This window comes from Roseovarius gaetbuli (assembly GCF_900172365.1).
Classification (GTDB): domain Bacteria; phylum Pseudomonadota; class Alphaproteobacteria; order Rhodobacterales; family Rhodobacteraceae; genus Roseovarius; species Roseovarius gaetbuli.
The window spans coordinates 65,895-86,188 of sequence record NZ_FWFJ01000007.1; the positions used below are offsets into that span (position 1 = coordinate 65,895).

20 protein-coding genes are annotated in these 20,294 nt (G+C 61.4%); 11 read left to right on the top strand and 9 right to left on the bottom strand.

Translation table 11 applies throughout. The features are described 5' to 3' along the window. Positions 1-83 precede the first annotated feature (83 nt). From ROG8370_RS05425 to ROG8370_RS05440, 4 genes are all read right to left on the bottom strand, one after another. Entirely contained in the window at positions 84-1,868 is a 1,785-nt protein-coding gene (locus tag ROG8370_RS05425) for a bifunctional helix-turn-helix transcriptional regulator/alpha/beta hydrolase (RefSeq protein ID WP_085826111.1), read from the bottom strand. 75 nt (positions 1,869-1,943) lie between these two features. Further along, on the bottom strand, positions 1,944-2,828 hold the full coding sequence (locus tag ROG8370_RS05430) for an inositol monophosphatase family protein (RefSeq protein WP_085826060.1): 885 nt from the start codon (positions 2,826-2,828) through the stop codon (positions 1,944-1,946). Positions 2,829-2,889: 61 nt separating this feature from the next. Further along, positions 2,890-5,409 carry an ABC transporter permease gene (locus ROG8370_RS05435; protein ID WP_085826061.1) on the bottom strand — a complete coding sequence of 840 codons (2,520 nt, stop codon included), beginning with the start codon at positions 5,407-5,409 and terminating at the stop codon, positions 2,890-2,892. Further along, entirely contained in the window at positions 5,406-6,092 is a 687-nt protein-coding gene (locus ROG8370_RS05440) for an ABC transporter ATP-binding protein (protein WP_139838049.1), read from the bottom strand. Before ROG8370_RS05440 ends, ROG8370_RS05435 begins: the two co-directional genes overlap by 4 nt. On the opposite strand from ROG8370_RS05440, the gene ROG8370_RS05445 reads away from it, so the two are divergent. Next, positions 6,091-6,768, top strand: a complete 678-nt coding sequence (locus ROG8370_RS05445) for an arylesterase (protein ID WP_370738325.1) — start codon at positions 6,091-6,093, stop codon at positions 6,766-6,768. The two genes, ROG8370_RS05440 and ROG8370_RS05445, sit on opposite strands and share 2 nt — an antisense overlap. A gap of 45 nt (positions 6,769-6,813) precedes the next feature. Here ROG8370_RS05445 and ROG8370_RS05450 read toward each other — a convergent pair whose 3' ends face one another. From ROG8370_RS05450 to ROG8370_RS05460, 4 genes are all read right to left on the bottom strand, one after another. Continuing rightward, positions 6,814-7,020 (bottom strand): cold-shock protein, encoded by a 207-nt coding sequence (locus ROG8370_RS05450; RefSeq protein ID WP_085826064.1) that lies wholly within the window; start codon positions 7,018-7,020, stop codon positions 6,814-6,816. 278 nt (positions 7,021-7,298) lie between these two features. Continuing rightward, entirely contained in the window at positions 7,299-7,865 is a 567-nt protein-coding gene (locus ROG8370_RS05455) for a L,D-transpeptidase (protein ID WP_170925182.1), read from the bottom strand. Between the two features lie 122 nt (positions 7,866-7,987). Next, positions 7,988-8,110 (bottom strand): hypothetical protein, encoded by a 123-nt coding sequence (locus ROG8370_RS21250; protein WP_281252695.1) that lies wholly within the window; start codon positions 8,108-8,110, stop codon positions 7,988-7,990. 97 nt (positions 8,111-8,207) lie between these two features. After that, entirely contained in the window at positions 8,208-9,461 is a 1,254-nt protein-coding gene (locus ROG8370_RS05460) for a multidrug effflux MFS transporter (protein WP_245827214.1), read from the bottom strand. A gap of 133 nt (positions 9,462-9,594) precedes the next feature. Between ROG8370_RS05460 and ROG8370_RS05465 the strand changes: the two genes are divergently transcribed. The 8 genes from ROG8370_RS05465 to ROG8370_RS05495 all read left to right on the top strand — a co-directional run bounded on the left by ROG8370_RS05465 (position 9,595) and on the right by ROG8370_RS05495 (position 16,550). Then, complete coding sequence (locus ROG8370_RS05465; RefSeq protein ID WP_085826065.1) at positions 9,595-11,127, top strand: acyl-CoA carboxylase subunit beta; 1,533 nt, start codon at positions 9,595-9,597, stop codon at positions 11,125-11,127. A 77-nt stretch (positions 11,128-11,204) separates the two neighbouring features. Next, positions 11,205-11,540, top strand: a complete 336-nt coding sequence (locus tag ROG8370_RS05470) for a hypothetical protein (RefSeq protein ID WP_085826066.1) — start codon at positions 11,205-11,207, stop codon at positions 11,538-11,540. Next, positions 11,537-11,929 (top strand): DUF6497 family protein, encoded by a 393-nt coding sequence (locus tag ROG8370_RS05475; RefSeq protein WP_085826067.1) that lies wholly within the window; start codon positions 11,537-11,539, stop codon positions 11,927-11,929. The genes ROG8370_RS05470 and ROG8370_RS05475 overlap by 4 nt, the downstream gene beginning before the upstream one ends. A gap of 223 nt (positions 11,930-12,152) precedes the next feature. Next, a complete protein-coding gene (locus ROG8370_RS20500) occupies positions 12,153-12,296 on the top strand; it encodes a hypothetical protein (RefSeq protein WP_170925183.1) in 144 nt (47 codons plus the stop codon). A gap of 642 nt (positions 12,297-12,938) precedes the next feature. Then, on the top strand, positions 12,939-13,298 hold the full coding sequence (locus ROG8370_RS05480) for a hypothetical protein (protein ID WP_085826068.1): 360 nt from the start codon (positions 12,939-12,941) through the stop codon (positions 13,296-13,298). Positions 13,299-13,659: 361 nt separating this feature from the next. Next, positions 13,660-13,878 carry a hypothetical protein gene (locus tag ROG8370_RS05485; RefSeq protein WP_139838051.1) on the top strand — a complete coding sequence of 73 codons (219 nt, stop codon included), beginning with the start codon at positions 13,660-13,662 and terminating at the stop codon, positions 13,876-13,878. A gap of 148 nt (positions 13,879-14,026) precedes the next feature. After that, on the top strand, positions 14,027-16,027 hold the full coding sequence (locus tag ROG8370_RS05490) for an acetyl-CoA carboxylase biotin carboxylase subunit (protein WP_085826069.1): 2,001 nt from the start codon (positions 14,027-14,029) through the stop codon (positions 16,025-16,027). 43 nt (positions 16,028-16,070) lie between these two features. Then, positions 16,071-16,550 carry a hypothetical protein gene (locus ROG8370_RS05495; protein WP_245827216.1) on the top strand — a complete coding sequence of 160 codons (480 nt, stop codon included), beginning with the start codon at positions 16,071-16,073 and terminating at the stop codon, positions 16,548-16,550. A 14-nt stretch (positions 16,551-16,564) separates the two neighbouring features. On the opposite strand, the gene ROG8370_RS05500 is transcribed toward ROG8370_RS05495, so the two are convergent. After that, complete coding sequence (locus tag ROG8370_RS05500; RefSeq protein WP_306372362.1) at positions 16,565-17,197, bottom strand: DUF4174 domain-containing protein; 633 nt, start codon at positions 17,195-17,197, stop codon at positions 16,565-16,567. On the opposite strand from ROG8370_RS05500, the gene ROG8370_RS05505 reads away from it, so the two are divergent. Beyond that, the gene (locus ROG8370_RS05505; RefSeq protein WP_085826115.1) at positions 17,187-18,122 is read left to right on the top strand and encodes a hypothetical protein; all 936 of its coding nucleotides are present in this window, start codon (positions 17,187-17,189) and stop codon (positions 18,120-18,122) included. The two genes, ROG8370_RS05500 and ROG8370_RS05505, sit on opposite strands and share 11 nt — an antisense overlap. After that, a complete protein-coding gene (gene scpA / locus ROG8370_RS05510; protein WP_085826072.1) occupies positions 18,094-20,223 on the top strand; it encodes a methylmalonyl-CoA mutase in 2,130 nt (709 codons plus the stop codon). Before ROG8370_RS05505 ends, scpA begins: the two co-directional genes overlap by 29 nt. Positions 20,224-20,294 lie beyond the last annotated feature (71 nt).

Sequence of the window (20,294 nt, forward strand, 5' to 3'; positions counted from 1 at the left end):
ACGTCATACCAGTCCACTCACGCAATATCACGGTAGCGTGAATAAGATGAGTCTGTCATACCCCATATAGGGTAAAATAGTGATTATTCCGCAATAAGTGCTGTGAGGCGATCCAGAACATCGCGCCAGCGCCGGAAAAACGCCAGCTGACCGGCATCCTCGAACAGGTGGAATTCGATCCAAGTGTAATCGCGCTGAAATTCTTGCAGGGTGGCAAGCGGCACCTGCGGATCCTGGGTGCCGCTCATGAAGACCACCGGAAGCTGGCCGCGCAAGGCATTGACCTCATCGCTCCAGTCACCAAGCTGACCCGAGGTTAGCTGTCGGGAAAAGGGTTCATGCGCGCAATGGGTGTCGGACAGGGCGGTGTCCGATCCGGTAACGATGGCCTCGAACACTTCGGCATCTTCAAATGTGGCCATATCGCCGGGCGAATTGCCGAAAACCGAGTGGAAGAAGCCGCGTTTGCCGATCTTGCGGGCCAGCAGAAAGCCGGCCTTGACCATGAACGGCAACAGATGCGGCGTATATTTCGCGCCCGCCAGAATGAAGCGGTGCCATTTGTCCATGCGCTCGAATTGTTCGCGCCGGGTTAGCGGAAGCATGCCGGAACAGGCGATGATCGCACTGATCATCTCGGGGTTCTGGCGGGCCAACAGAACGGCGTAATAAAAGTCGCCACTCTGACAGATGATCGGGCAGCGGGTCACGCTTTCGGCCTGCAATATCTGGATCGTATCGGCGGTCAGGGCGGCGTCGTAATCGGTGCTGCGCGCCACCATGTCCGACAGGCCATAACCGGGGCGCAAAGGCACGATAATGCGCCAGCCGCGCCTTTCGGCCTCGGCCTCGGCCGAGGCGGGCCACCGCACAAGCCCGAAATCCAGCGGCAGATACAGCACCGGCGTGCCGCCCGGATCGCCAAGCACGAGGTAATCAAGCCGCCGTCCGTCCGGGGTAACCAGCGATTGAAAATCCAGCTCCTTGAGCATGCCATCGCCGCCACTCACCACGCGGGGGCCGGTGGCCGATTTCAGGGTCAGGCTGGTCATGTCCATGACCGAAAGCGCGAGGCGCACCAGCTCCAGCTGGGAATGGGTTTCGGTTTTGGCGAGGATTGATTTGATCTGGGCGCGGATCGTATCCACCGAGCGGCCGCGCTGCGTGGCGATCTCGTTGACGGAGCGGCAATCGACGAGATGGCGCACGACTTCGGCCTCGGCGCCGCTCAGGCTGAAGGCGCTGCGCAGGATATCGCAAAAGCCCTCTGGCCAGGCGACCTCGTTTGACGCGGCAATCACAAGCGGCGTGCCATCCGCTGCCAGATGACGTTGCAGGCGCAGCACGATCAGGTGCCCCTCGACGCGCGAGCGCACGCGCAAGACGGCGCTGTCCTTGTCGCTGTCATGGATCAGAAGGCGCACGGTGGCGGCAACGGCCTCGATGTCATCGGCGTTGATCGACAGATCGCCAAGCCGCGCCTTTTCGGGCAGGTTTAGCCGTATGCGCGCCGCCTCATTTGCCGCGCGAATGCAGTTCTCTTGATCGAACACGAGCGCCGCGACCCTGTCAAAGGGGGCAAGGATGGCGTCGATCTCATCGGGGTCTTCGCTCAGCGCGATCCGGTCCAGAAATTCCCCGGCACGTCGGAAATGGCTGGCGATTTGCGGGTCATCAAGCAGGCGCGGCGCCGCGAAATCGGCGCGCGCGCGCAGCGGGCTGATCGCGCTTTCCCAATGATCCAAAAGCGCCTCATAGCGGGCCGGATCAAGCGCGACGTCATAGAGACAGCCGATCGCCTCGGCCCTGTCCTTGTCGGATAGGGTGGGGAAATCGGTATTATCCGCCTGTCGCTGGTTGGTCACCATGCCTGAGCCCATGTTGGATCAATCGGAAGTAGAATGATCTAATGTCATACGTCTTTGTTCGTTTTGAGGCGGGAATTAGGATTTTTCGTCCCAGGCCTCGCCCAGCAAACCGGCGAAATGATCGCGCAGCCGGGTCCAGGTGTCTTGATTTGCGGCGCAGAGCAGAAAGCCCTCGGAAATCTCCGTGTTATAGGCGCGCCCGTCAAGCATCATGGCAACCCCACCCGCCTGTTGGCAAGCCACAACCCCGGCCGCATGATCCCAAGGGTTAAGCATGCCCGACATCACGAAATCGACCGCCCCCTGCGCCAGAACGCGGTACTCATGGCACGAACAGCGCAGCGATGTCACCCGCGCCAGACCCGGCAAAAGCCGCGCCACAAGCTCTTGTTGCTCCTGTGTCATCAAGGAATAATGCATGTACCCCTGCAACTCGGACAACTCGCCCCCCGAGGATACCTTTGCCGGGCGCTCTGCGCCAAGGGCGGCGCCAAGGCGGGTTGGCGTGGCCTCATCCGCGATGATCCAGTCATCCGCAATCGGATCATAAAGCAGGCCAAGCACCGGCCGCCCGAAACGCGTCACGGCGATGATCACCCCGAAAAGCGGCAAGCCGTGGGCGAAATTCCAGGTGCCATCCACCGGGTCGATGATAATTGCCAGCTCTGCGGCGGAGACATCCTCGCGCAGCGACGGTTTGGCCGCGACCGCCTCTTCGCCGATGATGAGGGCATGCGGGAACATCCGCTGCAATCCGCGCGCAATCATCGCCTCGGCCTGGTGGTCTGCCTCGGTCACAAGGTCGTGCGGGCCCGATTTGGTGGTGATATCGCCCTGTGCCAGATTGCGAAACCGCGGCATGATCTCGGCGCGCGCGGCCCGGCGCACCAGGTTGATCAGCGCGCTCTGCTGGGCGGGTGTCATCGGCGAGCTAAGCGGGATGGGCAGCGAATCTGTCATGGCGTCTCCTGTCATGCTGGGTCGTTAAGGTGCCACTGCCCGCGCCGGGTTTCAATGCGGCTTACTCGCGCGTGCGAAGGGTTTGCGCGGGCCGCGCCGTCAGTGGCCCAAGCGCAAAGCCAAGCCCGGCCAGAAGGGTCACAAGCGCACCACCAAGGATGATCGCGATGGCCGAGGGCCAGATCACCGCAAAGCTGGTCTCCATCACGAAATGGCTCACCGCCCAGCCCCCGGCGATCCCCGCGCCAAGCGCCACAAGACCGGCCGCCGCCCCCAGAATGGCGGCGCGCAACACGAGGCTGGTCAGGATCCGGCCCCGCGTGGCGCCAAGCGTCTTGAGGATCGCGGCCTCATAGGTACGGGCGCGCTGATCGGCGGCGGCGGCGCCAATCAACACCAAAAACCCGGTCAAAAGCGTCACCGACGCGCCCCAGGATGTGGCCGAGGCGAGACCGGCCAGAAGCTCAGACACCTGCGCAATCGCGTCGCGCACCCGGATCGCGGTGACATTGGGAAAGCGGTCGTTGATATCGTTCAGGATCGCCGCCTCGGCCTCTTGCTCGGCATAGACCGTGGCGATGAAACTATGCGGCGCACCGGCAAGGGCCGCAGGGTTCATCAGCATCACAAAGCCCATGCCGGCGGTCGAAAAATCAACCTCGCGGAACGAGGTGATCGGCGCGGTGATGTCGCGCCCCAGAATGTTGAGGGTGATCAGGTCGCCAAGTTTCAAGCCGATTTCCCCGGCCTCTTCGGCGGCAAAGCTAAGCTGTGGCGTGCCGGTATAATCCTCGCCCCACCATGTTCCGGCGGTGAGTTCGGTGCGCGCGGGCAAGGCATCGGCATAGCTGATCGCGCGGTCGCCTTCGACCACCCAATGGCCGGGGGCGACCTCGGTTGCGGGGCGGTCGTTGATCCGGCTGATGATCCCGCGCAGCATCGGCGCGCTGTCGATCCGGCTCACGGCCGGGTCACTTTCCAACCGTTCCAGAAAGCCGGGCATCTGGTCCTTTTGCATGTCGACAAAGAAGTAGGACGGCGCGCGCTCCGGCAGGTCGGCGGCAATCGCGCGGCGCAGGTTGCCGTCAATCTGACCAACCGCGGCCAGAACGGTGAGGCCCAGACCGAGCGAGAGCATCACCGGCCCCGCCGTGGTGCCTGGCCCGCCGATGGCGGCGAGCGCCCAACTCAGGGCCGGGCGGCGGCGCAGGCGCGGGCGAAGGCCGCGCGCGGCGCCTTGTACCAGCCATGCGGCGGCGGCCAGAGAGGCCAGTGCCCCACCGATGCCGCCCGCCGTCCAGAGGGTCAGGCGCAGGTTGCCGGAAAACAGGATGGCCGAGGCCAGAAGCGTGGCGATCAGCAGCGCCGTGGCCAGCAGGTAGGGCCAGCTTGGCCAGCGGCTTGATCCCGAAACCGCATCGCGAAACAGCGCGGCGGCGCGCACGTCGCGCGCCCGCGCCAGCGGCCAGAGGGTAAAGATAAGCACGCTGAGGGTGCTATAGAGTGCGGCCTCGGCCATCGGGCGGGGATAGGGCGCAAAGACCGCCGGCACCGGAAGGCCGTCGGCAAAGACCGGTGCCAGGGCAATCGGTACACCCACGCCAAGGCCTATCCCGACCGCGATCCCGACAAGCGCCAGAACGCCGACCTGGATGAAATAGGTCAGAAAGATCGTCCGCTGATCCGCGCCAAGCGTGCGCAGCGTGGCGATCACGCGGGTTTTGCCCGCCAGATAAGAGCGCAGCGCCGAGGAAATGCCGACACCGCCCACCGCCAGCCCCGAAAGGCCGACCAGCACGAGAAACGCGCCAAGGCGTTCGACAAACTGGGCAACGCGGGGCGTGCCGTTTCGCGCATCAAGCCAGCGAAAGCCGCTTCCGGCAAGGCCGGTCTTGGCGCTCTCTTCCGCCGCCGAAAGGTTGGCGCCATCCGGCAGATCAAGCCGGTATTTGGTCTTGAACAGCGATCCGGGCGTCAAGAGGCCGGAGGTTTCAAGCGCCTCTGTCGCCACGATGGTGCGCGGGCCAAGGCCGAACCCGGCGCGCGACTGATCGGGTTCGCGCACAAGTTCCGCCATCAGGCGAAACTCTTGCGTGCCAAGGCGAAATGTGTCGCCGACCTCAAGGTCAAGCCGCTGGATCAACAGCGCATGCATCACCGCGCCGGGCAGGCCGTTGCTGTCGGCAAGCGCCTCTGCAAGCGCCATCTCGGGCAGCAATTCAACGGCGCCGACAAGCGGATAGGCGGCATCGACCGCCTTGACTTGCGTGAGCTCGCGCGCGCCCTCGGGGATCACCGCAAGCGAGCGGAAATCGGCAACTTCCGAGGTGCGGCTGGCGAATTGGTCGATCCAGTCGCGCTCGGCCGCGGTCGCAAAGCGATAGGTCAGCTCAAGTTCCGCATCGCCGCCCAAAAGCGCGGCGCCCTGCGACACAAGCCCGGCCTTGATGCTTTCGCGGATCGTGCCGACGGCGGCAATCGCGGCCACGCCAAGGATGACGCAGGCCAGAAATACCCGAAAGCCCCGCAAGCCGCCACGCAGCTCGCGCCGGGCCAGTTTTACCGCGACCCCAAGGCTCATGCGGCGGCCTCGGCGGTTTCGATCCGGCCGTCGCGAAGGCTAATCACCCGGTCACAGCGCGCCGCAAGCTCGGGGTCGTGGGTGACCAGAACCAGCGTGGCATCATGGCGGTCGCGCAGATCGAACAGCAGGTCGATGATCGCAGCGCCGGTGCTGCTGTCGAGGTTGCCGGTGGGTTCATCGGCCAGAATGATCGCCGGGCGCGGCGCGGCGGCGCGCGCCAGGGCAACGCGCTGTTGTTCGCCGCCCGAAAGCTGTGAGGGGTAATGCCCGCCGCGCGCATGCAGGCCGACCGCCTCAAGCTCTTGCGCGGCGCGCTCCTGTGCATCGGGCTGATTGGCAAGTTCAAGCGGGGTGGCGACATTTTCGATCGCGGTCATCGTCGGGATCAGGTGAAAGGATTGAAACACAATGCCGAAATTGTCGCGCCGCAGGCGGGCAAGCTGATCTTCGTTCATCGCCGAGAGGTCATGATCAAGCGCCATGACCTTGCCCGAGGTGGCACGTTCCAGCCCGCCCATCAGCATCAGCAGCGAAGACTTGCCAGATCCCGACGGCCCGATCAGCCCGACCGTCTCGCCACGGTGGACATCCAGAGAAATCCCGTGGAGTATCTGGACAAGTCCGGCATTGCCCTCAAGCGAAAGTGTGGCGTCGGTAAGCGATAAAATCGGAGAGGTCATACGAGTGCGCCTGATCAATAAGGATTTTGTGACATATGGGGCCTGCCGGGCCTTGGGCAAGGCAATAGCCGCCTTTCTCATGCTTGTCAGCCCCGCCTGGGCCGGGCCGGTCACGGTGCTCGCATTGGGCGATAGCCTGACGCAGGGCTATGGCCTTGTCGAGGATCAGGGCTTTGTGCCTCAGATGCAGAAATGGATTGCGGATCAGGGGCTTGAGGCGCGGCTTGTCAATGGTGGCGTGTCGGGCGACACCACCACAGGTGGCGCGGCGCGCGTGGAGTGGAGCCTGACACCCGAGGTTGATGCGATGATCGTGACGCTTGGCGGCAATGATCTTTTGCGTGGGCTTGATCCGGCCATGAGCCGCGGAAATATCGAGGAAATTCTCAAGGTGGCCAAGGCCAAGGGCATCGAGGTTCTGCTTGTGGGGATGACGGCGCCGGGCAATTACGGGGCCGAATACAAGGCCGATTTCGACGCGATCTATCCTGAGCTGTCAGAGGCCTATGGCACGCTTTACGCGGGCAATTTCTTTGCCGGTCTGGGCGAGGGCAGCCCGGCCGATCTTCAGGCCTATTTTCAGGCGGATGGCATTCATCCAAATGCCGAGGGCGTAGCCCGGATCGTCGAGGCGCTTGGGCCGAAGGTGGTCGAGTTGATCACCGCCGCAAAATGAAAAGGGCCCACGCGGGGCCCCATTCGCAACGTAAGGTAGCGCGCTTTATGCGAGGGCGATATTTGCCGCCGATTCACGGCCATCACGGCCCGCTTCCACGTCGAATGTCACTTTCTGGTTGTCGGCCAGACCGGTAAGGCCTGCGCGCTCAACAGCCGAAATATGAACGAAAATGTCCTTGCCGCCGCCATCGGGCGCGATAAAGCCATAGCCTTTGGTTGCGTTAAACCATTTCACGGTGCCACTTGCCATTCTGTGGTCTCCTTCTCAAGTGTTGCTGCCCGCGTTGGTGCGGCAGCCCGGCAAAGTCGTGCAAGATCGAGTGACTGAGCCGTTGATAGGAGCAGATGGTCGATAGCTGTAACGTCGCAGTGAAAAATATGGGAGCAGATTTTTTAAAAATCAAGAGACAAGACGCGATGCGCGGATTGCTGCAATCCTGATGAAATTTCACGCTTTACTGGTGTTAAAGGCAAAACCGCCGGTCCTGCGGATGGCGGAACCGGCGGCGATGTCTGATGTGGAATGGTCTAGAGAACCGTGACGACGGTGCCGGTCGGCACACGCTCGTAAAGGTCCTGCACGTGTTCGTTGATCATCCGGATACAGCCGCTTGACACCGAGCGCCCGATCGAGCTTGGCTGGGTCGTGCCGTGAATCCGGTAATAGGTGTCGCGCCCGTTCTGGAACAGGTAAAGCGCGCGCGATCCAAGCGGGTTGCCCTTGCCGCCCGGCTGAACATAGTCGTTGTCCTTGAACTTGCCATAGGCACCGGGATCACGCTCGATCATCTCGTTGGTCGGGCGCCAGGTGGGCCATTTCTTTTTCACGGCAATTGTCGCGGTGCCGGTGAATTCAAGACCGGCCTTGCCCACGCCGACGCCGTAACGCCGCGCCTTGCCCGGCGCGGTCACGAAATAGAGGAAATGCGCGCGCGGCAGGATGATCAGCTGACCGGGTTCATACTTGGGATCAAAATCCACCTCTTGCGGGGCGTATCTTGGATCAAGCTCAAAGGCGCTTGCTATGGCAGGCACAAGCGCGGGAAGGGCAACGGCGGCAAGGCCGGTGGCCAGAAATTTGCGGCGTTGGATCATTGGCTGTCTCCTGAAATTCGGCTCAGAGTATAGGATAACCCCATAAGGTTGAAACAATCAAAACCCGGTGATGGGGGCATCTTTTACGCAACTGTGGCGGTGGGGCCGCGATTCAGCCGGGTTTAGATCGCCGCCCAATCGGTGAATTTGAACGGCAGAGTGCGCCGTTGAAGGGGGCTAACGCGCGCAGGTGGCGGGGTTTTGACCTTGGTGTCCTTGGCGGGGCGGGGGGCTTGCGGGGTCATGAGGGCCTCCTTTTGATTGGGCTTATACCCGAGCTAGGCGGTGCTTGGGCCCATATCCAGAGGGGATCGAAACATCGTGAGCGGGCGTGAGCGGGCGTCAGGATAGCCCAAGGCGGCGTTCGCGCCGCATCACCATCAGGATCGTCATGATCGCGGCAAGCGCGGTGCTCAGCATGATCCCGAGCAGGGCAAACGCGCCGCTCTCGGGGGTCAGAAGCAACCCGGCAAGCGCCGAGAGAGCCGCCCCAAGCCCGATCATCAGCGCCCCCGCCAGCCCGCTCGCGGTGCCGGCAAGCTCGGGGCGCACCGAAAGGGCGCCAGCGGTGGCATTGGGGATGACCATGCCGTTGCCCAGCCCCATCAGCGTCATCAGCCCGAAAAACGTGAGCGGCGTGCCAAGCCCGAGGTAGAACAGCGTAAGGTTCACCGTGATCCCGCCGGCATTGGCCAAGGTGCCCCATAACACCATCCGGTTCACGCCAATCCGGGTGGAATAGCGCCCCGAGGCGAAGTTGCCGAGGAAGTAGCCGATGGCGGGGGCGCCGAAAAACAGGCCAAGCTTTGCGGGTTCAAGGCCAAACACCTCTGCCCCGACAAAGGGCGCGCCGCCGAGATAGGCAAAGAACGACCCTGACGAAAACCCCGACGCGAGGGCATAGCCCCAAAAGCGCCGCGAGGTCAGAAGCTCGGGATATTCGCGAAACTGTTGCGCAAGTGTGCGCCCGCTCAGCGGAGCTGTTTCGCCAAGGTCGGACCAGGCCAGCCAGAGGATCAGCGCGCCAAGCGCAAACAGAGCCCAGAAGTTGGCCTGCCAGCCGAACAGATTATCCAGCACCCCGCCAAAGGCCGGGCCGACCATCGGCACCACGGCCATGCCCATGGTGACATAGCCGATCATGCTTGCGGCGCGGTCCTGCGGGACCATGTCGCGCACGATGGCGCGGCTCAGGACCATGGCCACGACGACGCTGGCCTGCACCATGCGAAAGGTCAGGAAAACATAGACGTTGGGCGCAAAGATACAGCCAAGCGTGGCGATCAGAAACAGGCTCAGCCCGCCGATAATCACCGGGCGCCGCCCCCAGCGATCCGAAATCGGCCCCATCAGCAATTGCAGGCCGGCATTGACGCCGAGGTAGAGGGCGACCGAGAGCTGGATCAGCCGGTATTCGGTGTCAAACCACGCGGTCATGCCCGGCAGGCTTGGCAGGAAAATGTTCATCGCCAGCGCCGAAAGCCCTGCCAGCAGGATGAGGGTGATGATATGCGGTGGTGTTGTGCGGTCCAGAAACCGGACCTTGTTTTCCCGGTTCATGAGACTGGCGTAAAAGGGGCCTGTGGTGAAGTCCATGCCGGCCGCCATTTGTTCGCAAGTTTACAGATTTGCACTTTATACTTTCCAAGTATTTGCAAATTTGCGGGATTCTGCTTTGTCCTTGAGGCTAAAATCCCTATGATGCCCGCAATATCGCAAGGGGAGTGCCATGAAAGACATCCTTCAGGAATTGGAAGGCCGCCGCGCCGAAGCCCGTCAGGGCGGTGGACAGCGCCGGATCGACGCCCAGCATGCCAAGGGCAAGCTGACAGCGCGCGAACGTATCGAACTGTTGCTGGACGACGGCAGCTTTGAAGAATTTGACATGTTCAAGGCGCATCGCTGCACTGACTTCGGCATGGAGCAGGACCGGCCATATGGCGACGGTGTTGTCACCGGCTGGGGCACGATCAATGGCCGGATGGTCTATGTGTTCAGCCAGGATTTTACCGTCTTTGGCGGATCACTGTCGGAAACCCACGCTGAAAAGATCTGCAAGATCATGGATATGGCGATGCAGAACGGCGCGCCGGTGATCGGGATCAACGATTCTGGCGGTGCGCGTATTCAAGAGGGTGTCGCAAGCCTTGCCGGTTACGCCGAGGTGTTCCAGCGCAATATCATGGCCAGCGGTGTCGTGCCGCAGATCAGCCTGATCATGGGCCCCTGTGCCGGTGGCGCGGTCTATTCGCCCGCGATGACCGATTTCATCTTCATGGTGCGCGACAGCTCTTACATGTTCGTGACCGGCCCCGATGTGGTCAAGACCGTCACCAACGAGGTGGTCACCGCCGAAGAGCTTGGCGGCGCCAGCACCCATACCCGCAAATCAAGCGTTGCCGATGGCGCGTTCGAGAACGATGTCGAGGCCCTGGCCGAAGTGCGCCGCCTGGTTGATTTCCTGCCGCTCAACAACCGCGAAAAACCGCCGGTGCGCCCGTTCTTTGATCAGCCGGGCCGTGTCGAGGAGAGCCTTGATACGCTGATCCCCGACAATGCCAACACGCCCTATGACATGAAGGAACTGATCCATAAGATCGCCGATGAGGCAGATTTTTATGAGATTCAGGCCGATTTTGCCAAGAATATCATCACCGGCTTTATCCGCCTTGAAGGTCAGAGCGTTGGTGTTGTCGCCAACCAGCCGACGGTTCTGGCTGGCTGTCTTGATATCGACAGCTCGCGCAAGGCGGCGCGCTTTGTGCGGTTCTGTGATGCGTTTGAAATTCCGATCCTGACGCTGGTCGACGTGCCGGGCTTTTTGCCGGGGACAAGCCAGGAATATGGTGGCGTGATCAAGCATGGCGCGAAATTGCTGTTTGCCTATGGCGAGGCGACGGTGCCGAAGGTGACGGTGATCACCCGCAAGGCCTATGGCGGCGCCTATGACGTTATGGCCTCCAAGCACCTGCGCGGTGATTTCAACTATGCCTGGCCGACCGCCGAGATCGCGGTGATGGGCGCCAAGGGGGCGACCGAGATCATCCATCGCGGCGACCTCAAGGATGCCGAAAAGATCGCGGCGCATACCAAGGATTACGAGGATCGGTTCGCCAATCCCTTCGTTGCCGCCGAGCGCGGGTTCATCGACGAGGTGATCCAGCCGCGCAGCACTCGCATGCGGGTGAGCCGGGCGTTTGCGTCCCTGCGCAACAAGAAGCTGGCTAACCCATGGAAAAAGCACGATAATATCCCGCTTTGAGGGAGGGGTAACTTGGGGGCAGCCCCCAAACCCCCGGGATATTTAACGCAAGAAGAAACAGGGTAGATAGATAGGGCATGGGCCGGGATCGCTGGCATGAGGTCGAAGAGGAGGGCGCGCTGATCGTGGCGCGGCGGTGGCCTGTTCGGTTTGATCTGGCGGTGGCGACTCAGCTTCCGAAGGGTGGGCGGCGCTATCTTGCGCATCTCGTGCGTCAGGATATGTGGCGGGCCCTGCAGGCCTTGCGCGGGTTTGTGCCGGCGGTGCGGGTGACGCGCTCTGGCAACGGCCTTGAGGTTGTCGCCGGTGGCGAGGTTCAGGGCCGGTTTGACCGTGCCGATGCCGAGGCAAGGATCGCCGCGGTGCTTGAAGATCCGGCCAATCGTGCGCGCTGGATGCGGAGGGCGAGATGAGGATCGCGGGGCTGGTTTTGACGCTTTGCCTTGCGCAACAGGCAGCGGCGGCGCAGGAGGAGGCGCTGCTGCTGCCATCGGGGCTTGAGGCGCGGCTTTTGGAGGTGCTGACGGATCGACCGGGCGGGGGGCTTACTTATCGGTTTCGCTTTGTCGCAGAAGGGTTTACGGGCGGCGAGGCGGCACTTGAGACGGTCATGGCGGATATGGATCACCTTTGCCAGACCTACGCCGTGACGCGCCTTCCGGGGATTGGGCCGATGCCCAGCCGGATCGTGATATCACTGGCCGACAGGCCATCGGAGTTCGGGGTGTTCGACCCCGAGGTTACACAGGTTTTCGAGGCCTATAGCGTGCAAGACGGGGCCTGCATCTGGGAGATGTTTTAATGCAAACACAAGATGTTGACAGACACAGTTCAGGTGGACGCTGGAACGAGGCTTTGGCGTCACATGAGCGGGTGTTCGCCAATAGCGCGTATTCATTTTCCCGGAATTCGGCTATGCTTGCCGCTGGTTGCACCAGAGTAACCTTAACCTCGCCATTCGGGCGGTCGGCGGGATTCGTCCCCACGACCCCTGATTACGTAGACAAGAGAGACAGGAGAAATACATGTCGAACAGCATCAAGAGCGTTCTCGCAATTGGCCTTGTGGCCTTTGTCGCAGCTTGCGCACAGCCCGCACAGGAAGAATTCGTCGTTGTCGAGCCCGAGCCGATTTCGACCGAGCCGGTCATCACCGGTAAATACAAGTAACCTTTTCAAGGTTGAAATGGGGCAGGCGGCGTCGCCTGTCCCGCTTTTGTCGCGATGCGGCAATAGGACAAAGATAATTGACCTTGGTCAATACAGCCCTCTTTTGGATTCGGATACTCAATCTGCCGGTGATTGCAAACACGGGTACCGAACGAAGCCTCAAGGGGAAGATAAATGTTTTATAAAACAAAAACTGCATTTTGTTTCGTCGCAATTAGCGGACTCGTGGCCTGTGGCCAGCAGGAACCGCCGCCGCCTATCGGTGTTCAGCCAGGTTTCACAAAATATGGCGAAGCCATTTGTCCCGAGGACATGGTTTTGTCGGGTGATCTCTGTGTCTCGCCAGAATCCGCAGCGGCTGCCGCTGCTTCCGGCGTTGGCACCGCTAACGGTGGTGGCGCCGCAGCGGGCGGCACAGGCGGTGCAGATTCCGGTACGGACCCGGGTACGGACCCAGGAACGGACCCGGGAACAGGGCCTGGACCGGGGGCTGGTCCGGGCTCGGGTGCCGGTCCCGGACCGGGCGCCGGCTCGGGGACTGGCGGCGGCGTATAGGCCGCACCCATTCCATAATCACTCATCCATTCCGCAGGCGGCTGCGGGATGGACCACGGCCCCCTTTGCCGAATTTGGGGCCCTGTCATGATCAAGCACCGCGGTTTCCCCGGACGTCTTCCGGGCACTGATTTTCAATTTGTCATTCGTCGCGCCAATCCCAAGGGTGCCACGCCACTTACCGAGCGAGAGCGGTTTCGCGATCGCCGCCCCGCAGACCGGCGCGCCGATGCGGGCTTTCTGCGCGCGCTTTGGGAACATTTCGGCGATCAGCCGTTTGAGCGCGGCAATCTGGACGCCGGGCGTCTGGCCTGGCTGTTCGGGCGCGAGGTGAAAGCCTTTGACGAGAGTTTTGACCCGGAAAGCTATGACGCGCTGCTGGTGATTGACCTGGCCGTCGCGCGGTCGTCTTTTCCCGAAGCGTTCAGCGACCGGGGGGGTGAGTGATGGCGCTGGTCGGCATGAAATTGCCCATGGGTTGTGAAAATACGCGGGATACAGCCGATGCGGTCGCATTGCGCGGTTTCAGCTTGGCCGGAGCGCGCGATATCGACAGTGTAATTCAGGTTATGGATGCCCTTCCCCAAGGGGCGTTGACCAAACGTCTGATCCGTTACCCTTCCCCTTACGGGCGGCGCTGTGCTGGCTGGTACAGACCGCCCGTTTTTTCTTTGAAAGCCGGGGTTTGCGCCTATCGGCGGGGGCTCGCCGATAGGCGCCATGCAAGACCTGATCGCTTTGACGGCGCATGTGATATGGCGTTGAGTGGCGGCGATATCCAATCGCATATTTCAGGAGAGACTCCACCATGCAGACCATTCAGCGTAGAGTTGTACCGATGCTCTCGGCCCTTGCCCTCGTGGGGCTTGCGGCCTGCGGTGACACCATCCCCGAACAGGCGCTTTTGGGCGGCGGGGCCGGGGCGATCACCGGCGCCGCAGTGGGCGGCAGCGTCATCACTGGCGCCGCTGTCGGTGCTGCGGGCAATGTCGTTTATTGCCAGGCTTACCCAAGCCGCTGTAACTAAAAAGAATTCAAGCCGCGCGCCGGGCCTATTGCCCGTGTCGTGCGATGCTCAGATACGGACCATCGGCGCATAACGCGCCGGTGGTCTTTTTTATGCAAGATCCGTGCGCGCAGACGTGCGGCCAAGAACCGGAAAGAAGGGACCTAAGATGTTCAAGAAGATCCTGATCGCAAACCGTGGCGAGATCGCCTGTCGGGTGATCAAAACCGCGCGGGCCATGGGTATCAAGACGGTGGCGATCTATTCGGATGCTGACCGCAATGCGTTGCATGTGCGCATGGCCGATGAGGCGGTTCACATCGGTCCCGCACCGGCCAGCGAATCCTATATCGTGATCGACAAGGTGATGGATGCCATTCGCCAGACCGGCGCCGAGGCGGTGCATCCGGGCTATGGCTTTCTGTCCGAAAACCCCAAGTTTGCCGAGGCGCTTGAGGCTGAAGGCGTTGCCTTTATTGGGCCGCCCGTTAACGCGATTAAGGCGATGGGCGACAAGATCACCAGTAAGAAGATCGCCCAAGAGGCCAACGTCAGCACGGTTCCGGGCTATATGGGCCTGATCGAAGATGCCGAGGATGCGGTCAAGATTTCGAACGAGGTCGGCTATCCGGTGATGATCAAGGCCAGTGCCGGCGGCGGCGGCAAGGGCATGCGGATCGCCTGGAATGACGACGAGGCGCGCGAGGGCTTTCAAAGCTCCAAGAACGAGGCCGCAAGCAGCTTTGGCGATGACCGGATTTTCATCGAGAAATTCATCACCCAACCGCGCCATATCGAAATTCAGGTGCTCTGTGACAGCCACGGTAATGGCATTTACCTGGGCGAGCGTGAATGTTCGATCCAGCGGCGGCAACAGAAGGTGATTGAAGAGGCCCCAAGCCCGTTCCTTGACGAGGCCACGCGCAAGGCGATGGGCGAACAGTCGGTCGCGCTTGCTCAGGCGGTGGGATATGCCTCAGCCGGGACGGTGGAATTCATCGTCGACGGTGCGCGCAACTTCTATTTCCTTGAAATGAACACCCGCCTTCAGGTCGAGCATCCGGTGACCGAGCTGATCACCGGGGTCGATCTTGTGGAGCAGATGATCCGCGTTGCTTACGGCGAAAAGCTTGCTATGGCGCAAGGTGACGTCAAGCTGACCGGCTGGGCGATGGAAAGCCGACTTTATGCCGAAGATCCCTATCGCGGGTTCCTGCCCTCGATTGGCCGTCTGACCCGCTATCGCCCGCCGCAGGAACTTGCGATCGAGGGGGCCGTGGTGCGCAATGATACCGGCGTCTTTGAAGGCGGCGAGATCAGCATGTATTACGATCCGATGATCGCCAAGCTCTGCACCTGGGGCCATACCCGCGCCGAGGCGATCGAGGGCATGCGCAATGCGCTTGATGCCTTCGAGATGGAAGGCGTCGGGCATAACCTGCCGTTCCTGAGCGCGGTGATGGATCACCCGAAATTCGTGGCCGGTAAGATGACCACCGCCTTTATCGAAGAAGAATATCCCAATGGATTTGAAGGGGTTAGCCTTGGAGTTGACGCCCTGCGCGCGATTGCGGCAAGCTGTGCGGCGATGCACCGGGTCGCCGAAATCCGGCGCACCCGCGTGTCGGGGCGCATGGACAACCACGAACGCCACGTCGGCGAGGATTGGGTCGTGTCGCTTCAGGGCCAAAGCTTTGCGGTGACGATTGATGCCGATAAATCCGGCGCTAACGTCAAGTTTGAGGATGGTGACTGCCTCCGGGTAACAAGCGGTTGGACGCCGGGCGATCAGCTTGCGACACTGATGGTCGATGACAAGCCGCTGGTGTTGAAGGTCGGCAAGATTTCGGGCGGTTTCCGCATCCGCTCGCGCGGTGCAGATCTCAAGGTGCATGTGCGCACCCCGCGTCAGGCCGAACTGGCCGCGTTAATGCCTGAGAAACTGCCGCCTGATACATCGAAACTGCTGCTCTGTCCGATGCCGGGTCTGATCGTCAAGGTCAACGTGGCGGTCGGCGACGAGGTACAGGAAGGTCAGGCGCTTTGCACCGTGGAGGCGATGAAGATGGAAAATATCCTGCGCGCCGAGAAAAAGGCCAAGGTGACCAAGCTTAACGCCGCTCCGGGCGACAGCCTTGCGGTTGACGATGTGATCATGGAGTTCGAATAAATCAATGATCGGGGCCGCCGCTCATATGCGTAATGCGATGTCTATGCTGGTGCTTATGGCGCTGGTCACGGCCTGCGCGCGCGATGAAGAGGCGGCCCAGAGAGATCGGCTTGAGCAATGGTTCAGCCTTGGCAAAACAGTTGAGTTCAAGGCTGAGCGCGATTGTGCCGCAGCGGTGTACCAGGTCAAGAGCGGCGGGGCGAAGGCCGCCATGCCGCTGACCGATAATGTTGGCGAAATGGGCCGCGTGCTTGCTTCGCGCGGGCTTGTGGCGATGACGCGCGCGGGGCAATCGCCGGATCAGTCAATGGTGGCGCTCGCAAATTTCGACCGCGCTATCGGCATGCAAATGCGTCGGGTCGGCCTTGAGGCGCGCGCCTGCATGGGCGAGATCACCGAAAGCGCGTTTCGTCATGTGATCGTCACCACCGGCGCCACCCTTGCCTATGACAATGAGAGCGGCGCCTTGATGCTGCTTGAGCCGAGATCAGGGCTTTTGGTTGTTGCGATGGGGGCCAAATAGATGGCGCGCCAGCCTCAGCTTCCGCCGGTATGGTCGCGCAATTCCTGCTGGCGCATCGGCAGTTTGTCGATGCTGCGGGTGATTTCACGCACCCGCCAGGGCGCCGGTTTGCGCAGGTATATGACCCCGTCCTTGCCCACCAGCACCAGAGAAAACCCGCGCGGGCGCAGCGCCTTGCGCAGCTCTGAGCGGGCCGCAGGATCGGTATCTGTCAAAACCACCACGTCGCGCTCGTCAAGAAAATCAAGCCGCTCGGTTATATATCCCATCTGCTCGACATATCGCGGATCTGCGGGCGTATCGGCGAAGACAATAAGCGGCCTTTTAATCCATAGAAATTCATTCAAATTTGTCGCGGTTCCATCAAGGATGAGGCTATCCACAGGATCTTGGATCGCGTCTTGCGCGATGGCGGACATGGCAGTAAATGCTATAAAAACAAGGGGCAATAAGGGTTTCATCGGCTCTCCTACAAAACAAGATATAGGGGGGATGAGTGCAATTGCGAAGGGGCAATCGCGGCGGGTCCGAAAAATTTTACGATTAATGCCATGGTCAGAATTTCGCGAGCAGAGTGACGGGGTTGAAACAAATCTCCCGCAAGACGCGGCGATCGGGCGAAAGGCACGTATTGATATGGAAATCATCCTGCATCTGGGGGCGCATAGAACCGCCTCGACCAGCTTCCAGCATTATATGAACGCCAATCGCAAGGTGCTTGAGGCGCAGGGAATTGGATATTGGGGCCCGGATGTCACGCGCGACGGGGTGTTGACCGGGGTTATTCCCGTGGCGGGGCGCCGTACGGCGACGGAGCAACTTGACCGTGCCCGCGGTCGCATCGCGCTCCGCCTGCATCGCGCCGAGGCGGCAGGGCTTCGCCAGCTTGTTGTCAGTGACGAGAACATGATCGGCACGCCGCGCCGCAATTTGCGTGACAACCGGCTTTATGGCGGCATCGGGGATCGCATGGCGCGCTTTGCCAATGCATTTGACGGGCGCATCACCCGGGTTGCCGTTTCGGTGCGCGGGCAGGATGCCTGGTGGTCGTCGGCGATGGCCTTTGCGGTGGGACGGGGGCACCGGGTGCCTGGCCCGGACGATCTTGATCGGCTGGTGACAGTGAACCGCCACTGGCGCGATGTGATCACTGATTTGGCCTGTGCCGTTCCCGGCGCGGAAACTCTGGTGCTGCCGCATGAGGTTTATGCCGACCTGCCGGAAGAAAAGCTGCGCCAGATGACCGGCATCGACAGCCTGCCGCGCAAAGCGGCACGCGAATGGCTGAACCGCGCGCCCGATCTGGAGGAGTTGCGTAAACTTGTGACGGCGCGGGGTGGCGATTGCGCGCGTCTTGGCGAAGGCACAGGCCGTTGGCGCCCGTTTGACCGATATCAGACATTGGCCCTGCAAGAGGCTTATTCCGACGATCTGTTCTGGCTGAGCGCCGGGGCCGGTCGTCTGGCACGATTGACAGAGGAAACCGGACCGGTGAAGGCGGGACAAAACCCGCCCATCGGCCAGACGACAAGAGGACACCCCAATGACGAAGAAGAAAGACGACTGGCGTAAACTGGCCGAAGCAGAGCTGCGGGGTCGCCCGCTGGACGATTTGACCTGGAACACCCTTGAGGGCATCCCGGTAAAGCCGCTTTATACCGAAGAAGATGTCGCGGACCTGCCTCATATGGGCACGATCCCCGGACAGGCGCCCTTTACGCGCGGCGTCAAGGCAACGATGTATGCCGGACGCCCCTGGACGATCCGGCAATATGCGGGCTTTTCCACCGCCGAAGAATCCAACGCCTTTTACCGCCGCAACCTGGCAGCGGGCCAACAGGGCGTTTCGGTGGCCTTCGATCTTGCCACCCACCGCGGTTACGATAGCGACCACCCCCGCGTTGAAGGCGATGTCGGCAAGGCCGGCGTGGCCATCGACAGTGTCGAGGATATGAAAATCCTGTTCGACGGCATACCGCTTGACAAGGTCAGCGTGTCGATGACGATGAACGGCGCCGTGATCCCGGTTCTGGCCAGCTTTATCGTCGCCGGCGAAGAGCAGGGACATGACAAGAGCGTGCTATCGGGCACCATTCAGAACGACATTCTGAAAGAGTTCATGGTGCGCAACACCTATATCTATCCGCCCAAGCCCAGCATGCGGATCATCAGCGATATCATCGAATATACCAGCAACGAGATGCCGAAGTTCAACTCGATCAGCATCTCGGGCTATCACATGCAAGAGGCCGGCGCGAACCTTGTTCAGGAGCTGGCCTATACGCTGGCGGATGGTCGCGAATATGTGCGCGCGGCGATCGAGGCGGGCATGGATGTGGACAAGTTCGCCGGGCGGCTGAGCTTTTTCTTTGCCATCGGCATGAACTTTTTCATGGAAGCGGCCAAGCTGCGCGCCGCGCGTCTGTTGTGGCACCGCATCATGACCGAGTTTGGCGCCAAGAACGAACGCTCGAAAATGCTTCGGACCCATTGCCAGACCAGCGGCGTGAGTTTGCAGGAGCAAGACCCCTATAACAACGTGATCCGCACCGCCTATGAGGCGATGAGCGCGGTGTTGGGCGGCACGCAGAGCCTTCATACCAACGCGCTTGACGAGGCGATTGCCCTTCCGACCGAATTCAGCGCCCGGATTGCACGCAATACCCAGCTGATTTTGCAGGAAGAAACCGGCGTGACCAATGTGGTCGATCCGCTGGCCGGGTCGTATTACGTTGAAAAGCTGACCGCTGATCTGGCCGACAAGGCCTGGGAGTTGATCGAAGAGGTCGAGGCCATGGGCGGCATGACCAAGGCGGTTGAATCCGGCATGCCCAAGCTGCGCATCGAGGAAACCGCCGCCACGCGGCAGGCGATGATCGACCGTGGCACCGAGGTGATCGTCGGCGTCAACAAGTACCGCAAGGACAAGGAAGACCCGATCGACATTCTGGATGTGGACAACGTTGCCGTGCGCGAGAGCCAGATCGTGCGCCTGAAAACCATTCGCGACAGCCGTGATGAGGCCGCCTGTCAGGCCGCGCTTGACGAGTTGACGCGCCGTGCCAAAGAGGGTGGCAACCTTCTTGAAGGGGCCGTCGAGGCCGCGCGAGCCCGCGCCACCGTAGGAGAGATCAGCATGAGCCTTGAAAAGGAATTCGGCCGTCATCGCGCTGAGGTGAAAACCCTGGCAGGCGTTTATGGCGCGGCCTATGCAGGCGACGAAGGCTTTGCCGCGATCCAGAAATCGGTCGAGGACTTTGCCGAGGAAGAGGGGCGCCGCCCCCGGATGCTTGTGGTCAAGATGGGCCAGGATGGCCATGATCGCGGCGCCAAGGTAATCGCGACGGCCTTTGCCGATATCGGCTTTGACGTCGATGTTGGCCCGCTGTTCCAGACCCCCGATGAGGCCGCGCAGGATGCAGTCGACAACGACGTGCATGTGGTTGGGATCAGCTCTCAGGCGGCGGGGCACAAGACCTTGGCGCCGAAATTGATTGCAGCGCTGCGTGAAAAGGATGCCGGTGAAATCATCGTGATCTGTGGCGGCGTCATTCCGCAGCAGGATTACGAGTTCTTGCAAAAGGCTGGTGTGAAGGCGATCTTCGGCCCCGGCACCAATATCCCGGAGGCCGCGAAGGATATTCTGCGCCTGATCCGCGAAGCGCGCGCCTGAGGTGCCAGCGGCGGGGGGGGCAGCCCCCCGCACCCCCCGGGATATTTGGGGCCAGAAGAAAAGGGGTGAGG

Coding starts and splice junctions, on each gene's coding strand:
- ROG8370_RS05425 (WP_085826111.1), bottom strand. CDS start 1,868: ATGGTGACCAACCAGCGACAGGCGGATAATACCGATTTCCCCACCCTA.
- ROG8370_RS05430 (WP_085826060.1), bottom strand. CDS start 2,828: ATGACAGATTCGCTGCCCATCCCGCTTAGCTCGCCGATGACACCCGCC.
- ROG8370_RS05435 (WP_085826061.1), bottom strand. CDS start 5,409: ATGAGCCTTGGGGTCGCGGTAAAACTGGCCCGGCGCGAGCTGCGTGGC.
- ROG8370_RS05440 (WP_139838049.1), bottom strand. CDS start 6,092: ATGACCTCTCCGATTTTATCGCTTACCGACGCCACACTTTCGCTTGAG.
- ROG8370_RS05450 (WP_085826064.1), bottom strand. CDS start 7,020: ATGGCAAGTGGCACCGTGAAATGGTTTAACGCAACCAAAGGCTATGGC.
- ROG8370_RS05455 (WP_170925182.1), bottom strand. CDS start 7,865: ATGATCCAACGCCGCAAATTTCTGGCCACCGGCCTTGCCGCCGTTGCC.
- ROG8370_RS21250 (WP_281252695.1), bottom strand. CDS start 8,110: ATGACCCCGCAAGCCCCCCGCCCCGCCAAGGACACCAAGGTCAAAACC.
- ROG8370_RS05460 (WP_245827214.1), bottom strand. CDS start 9,461: ATGGACTTCACCACAGGCCCCTTTTACGCCAGTCTCATGAACCGGGAA.
- ROG8370_RS05465 (WP_085826065.1), top strand. CDS start 9,595: ATGAAAGACATCCTTCAGGAATTGGAAGGCCGCCGCGCCGAAGCCCGT.
- ROG8370_RS05470 (WP_085826066.1), top strand. CDS start 11,205: ATGGGCCGGGATCGCTGGCATGAGGTCGAAGAGGAGGGCGCGCTGATC.
- ROG8370_RS05475 (WP_085826067.1), top strand. CDS start 11,537: ATGAGGATCGCGGGGCTGGTTTTGACGCTTTGCCTTGCGCAACAGGCA.
- ROG8370_RS20500 (WP_170925183.1), top strand. CDS start 12,153: ATGTCGAACAGCATCAAGAGCGTTCTCGCAATTGGCCTTGTGGCCTTT.
- ROG8370_RS05480 (WP_085826068.1), top strand. CDS start 12,939: ATGATCAAGCACCGCGGTTTCCCCGGACGTCTTCCGGGCACTGATTTT.
- ROG8370_RS05485 (WP_139838051.1), top strand. CDS start 13,660: ATGCAGACCATTCAGCGTAGAGTTGTACCGATGCTCTCGGCCCTTGCC.
- ROG8370_RS05490 (WP_085826069.1), top strand. CDS start 14,027: ATGTTCAAGAAGATCCTGATCGCAAACCGTGGCGAGATCGCCTGTCGG.
- ROG8370_RS05495 (WP_245827216.1), top strand. CDS start 16,071: ATGCTGGTGCTTATGGCGCTGGTCACGGCCTGCGCGCGCGATGAAGAG.
- ROG8370_RS05505 (WP_085826115.1), top strand. CDS start 17,187: ATGGAAATCATCCTGCATCTGGGGGCGCATAGAACCGCCTCGACCAGC.
- ROG8370_RS05500 (WP_306372362.1), bottom strand. CDS start 17,197: ATGATTTCCATATCAATACGTGCCTTTCGCCCGATCGCCGCGTCTTGC.
- scpA (WP_085826072.1), top strand. CDS start 18,094: ATGACGAAGAAGAAAGACGACTGGCGTAAACTGGCCGAAGCAGAGCTG.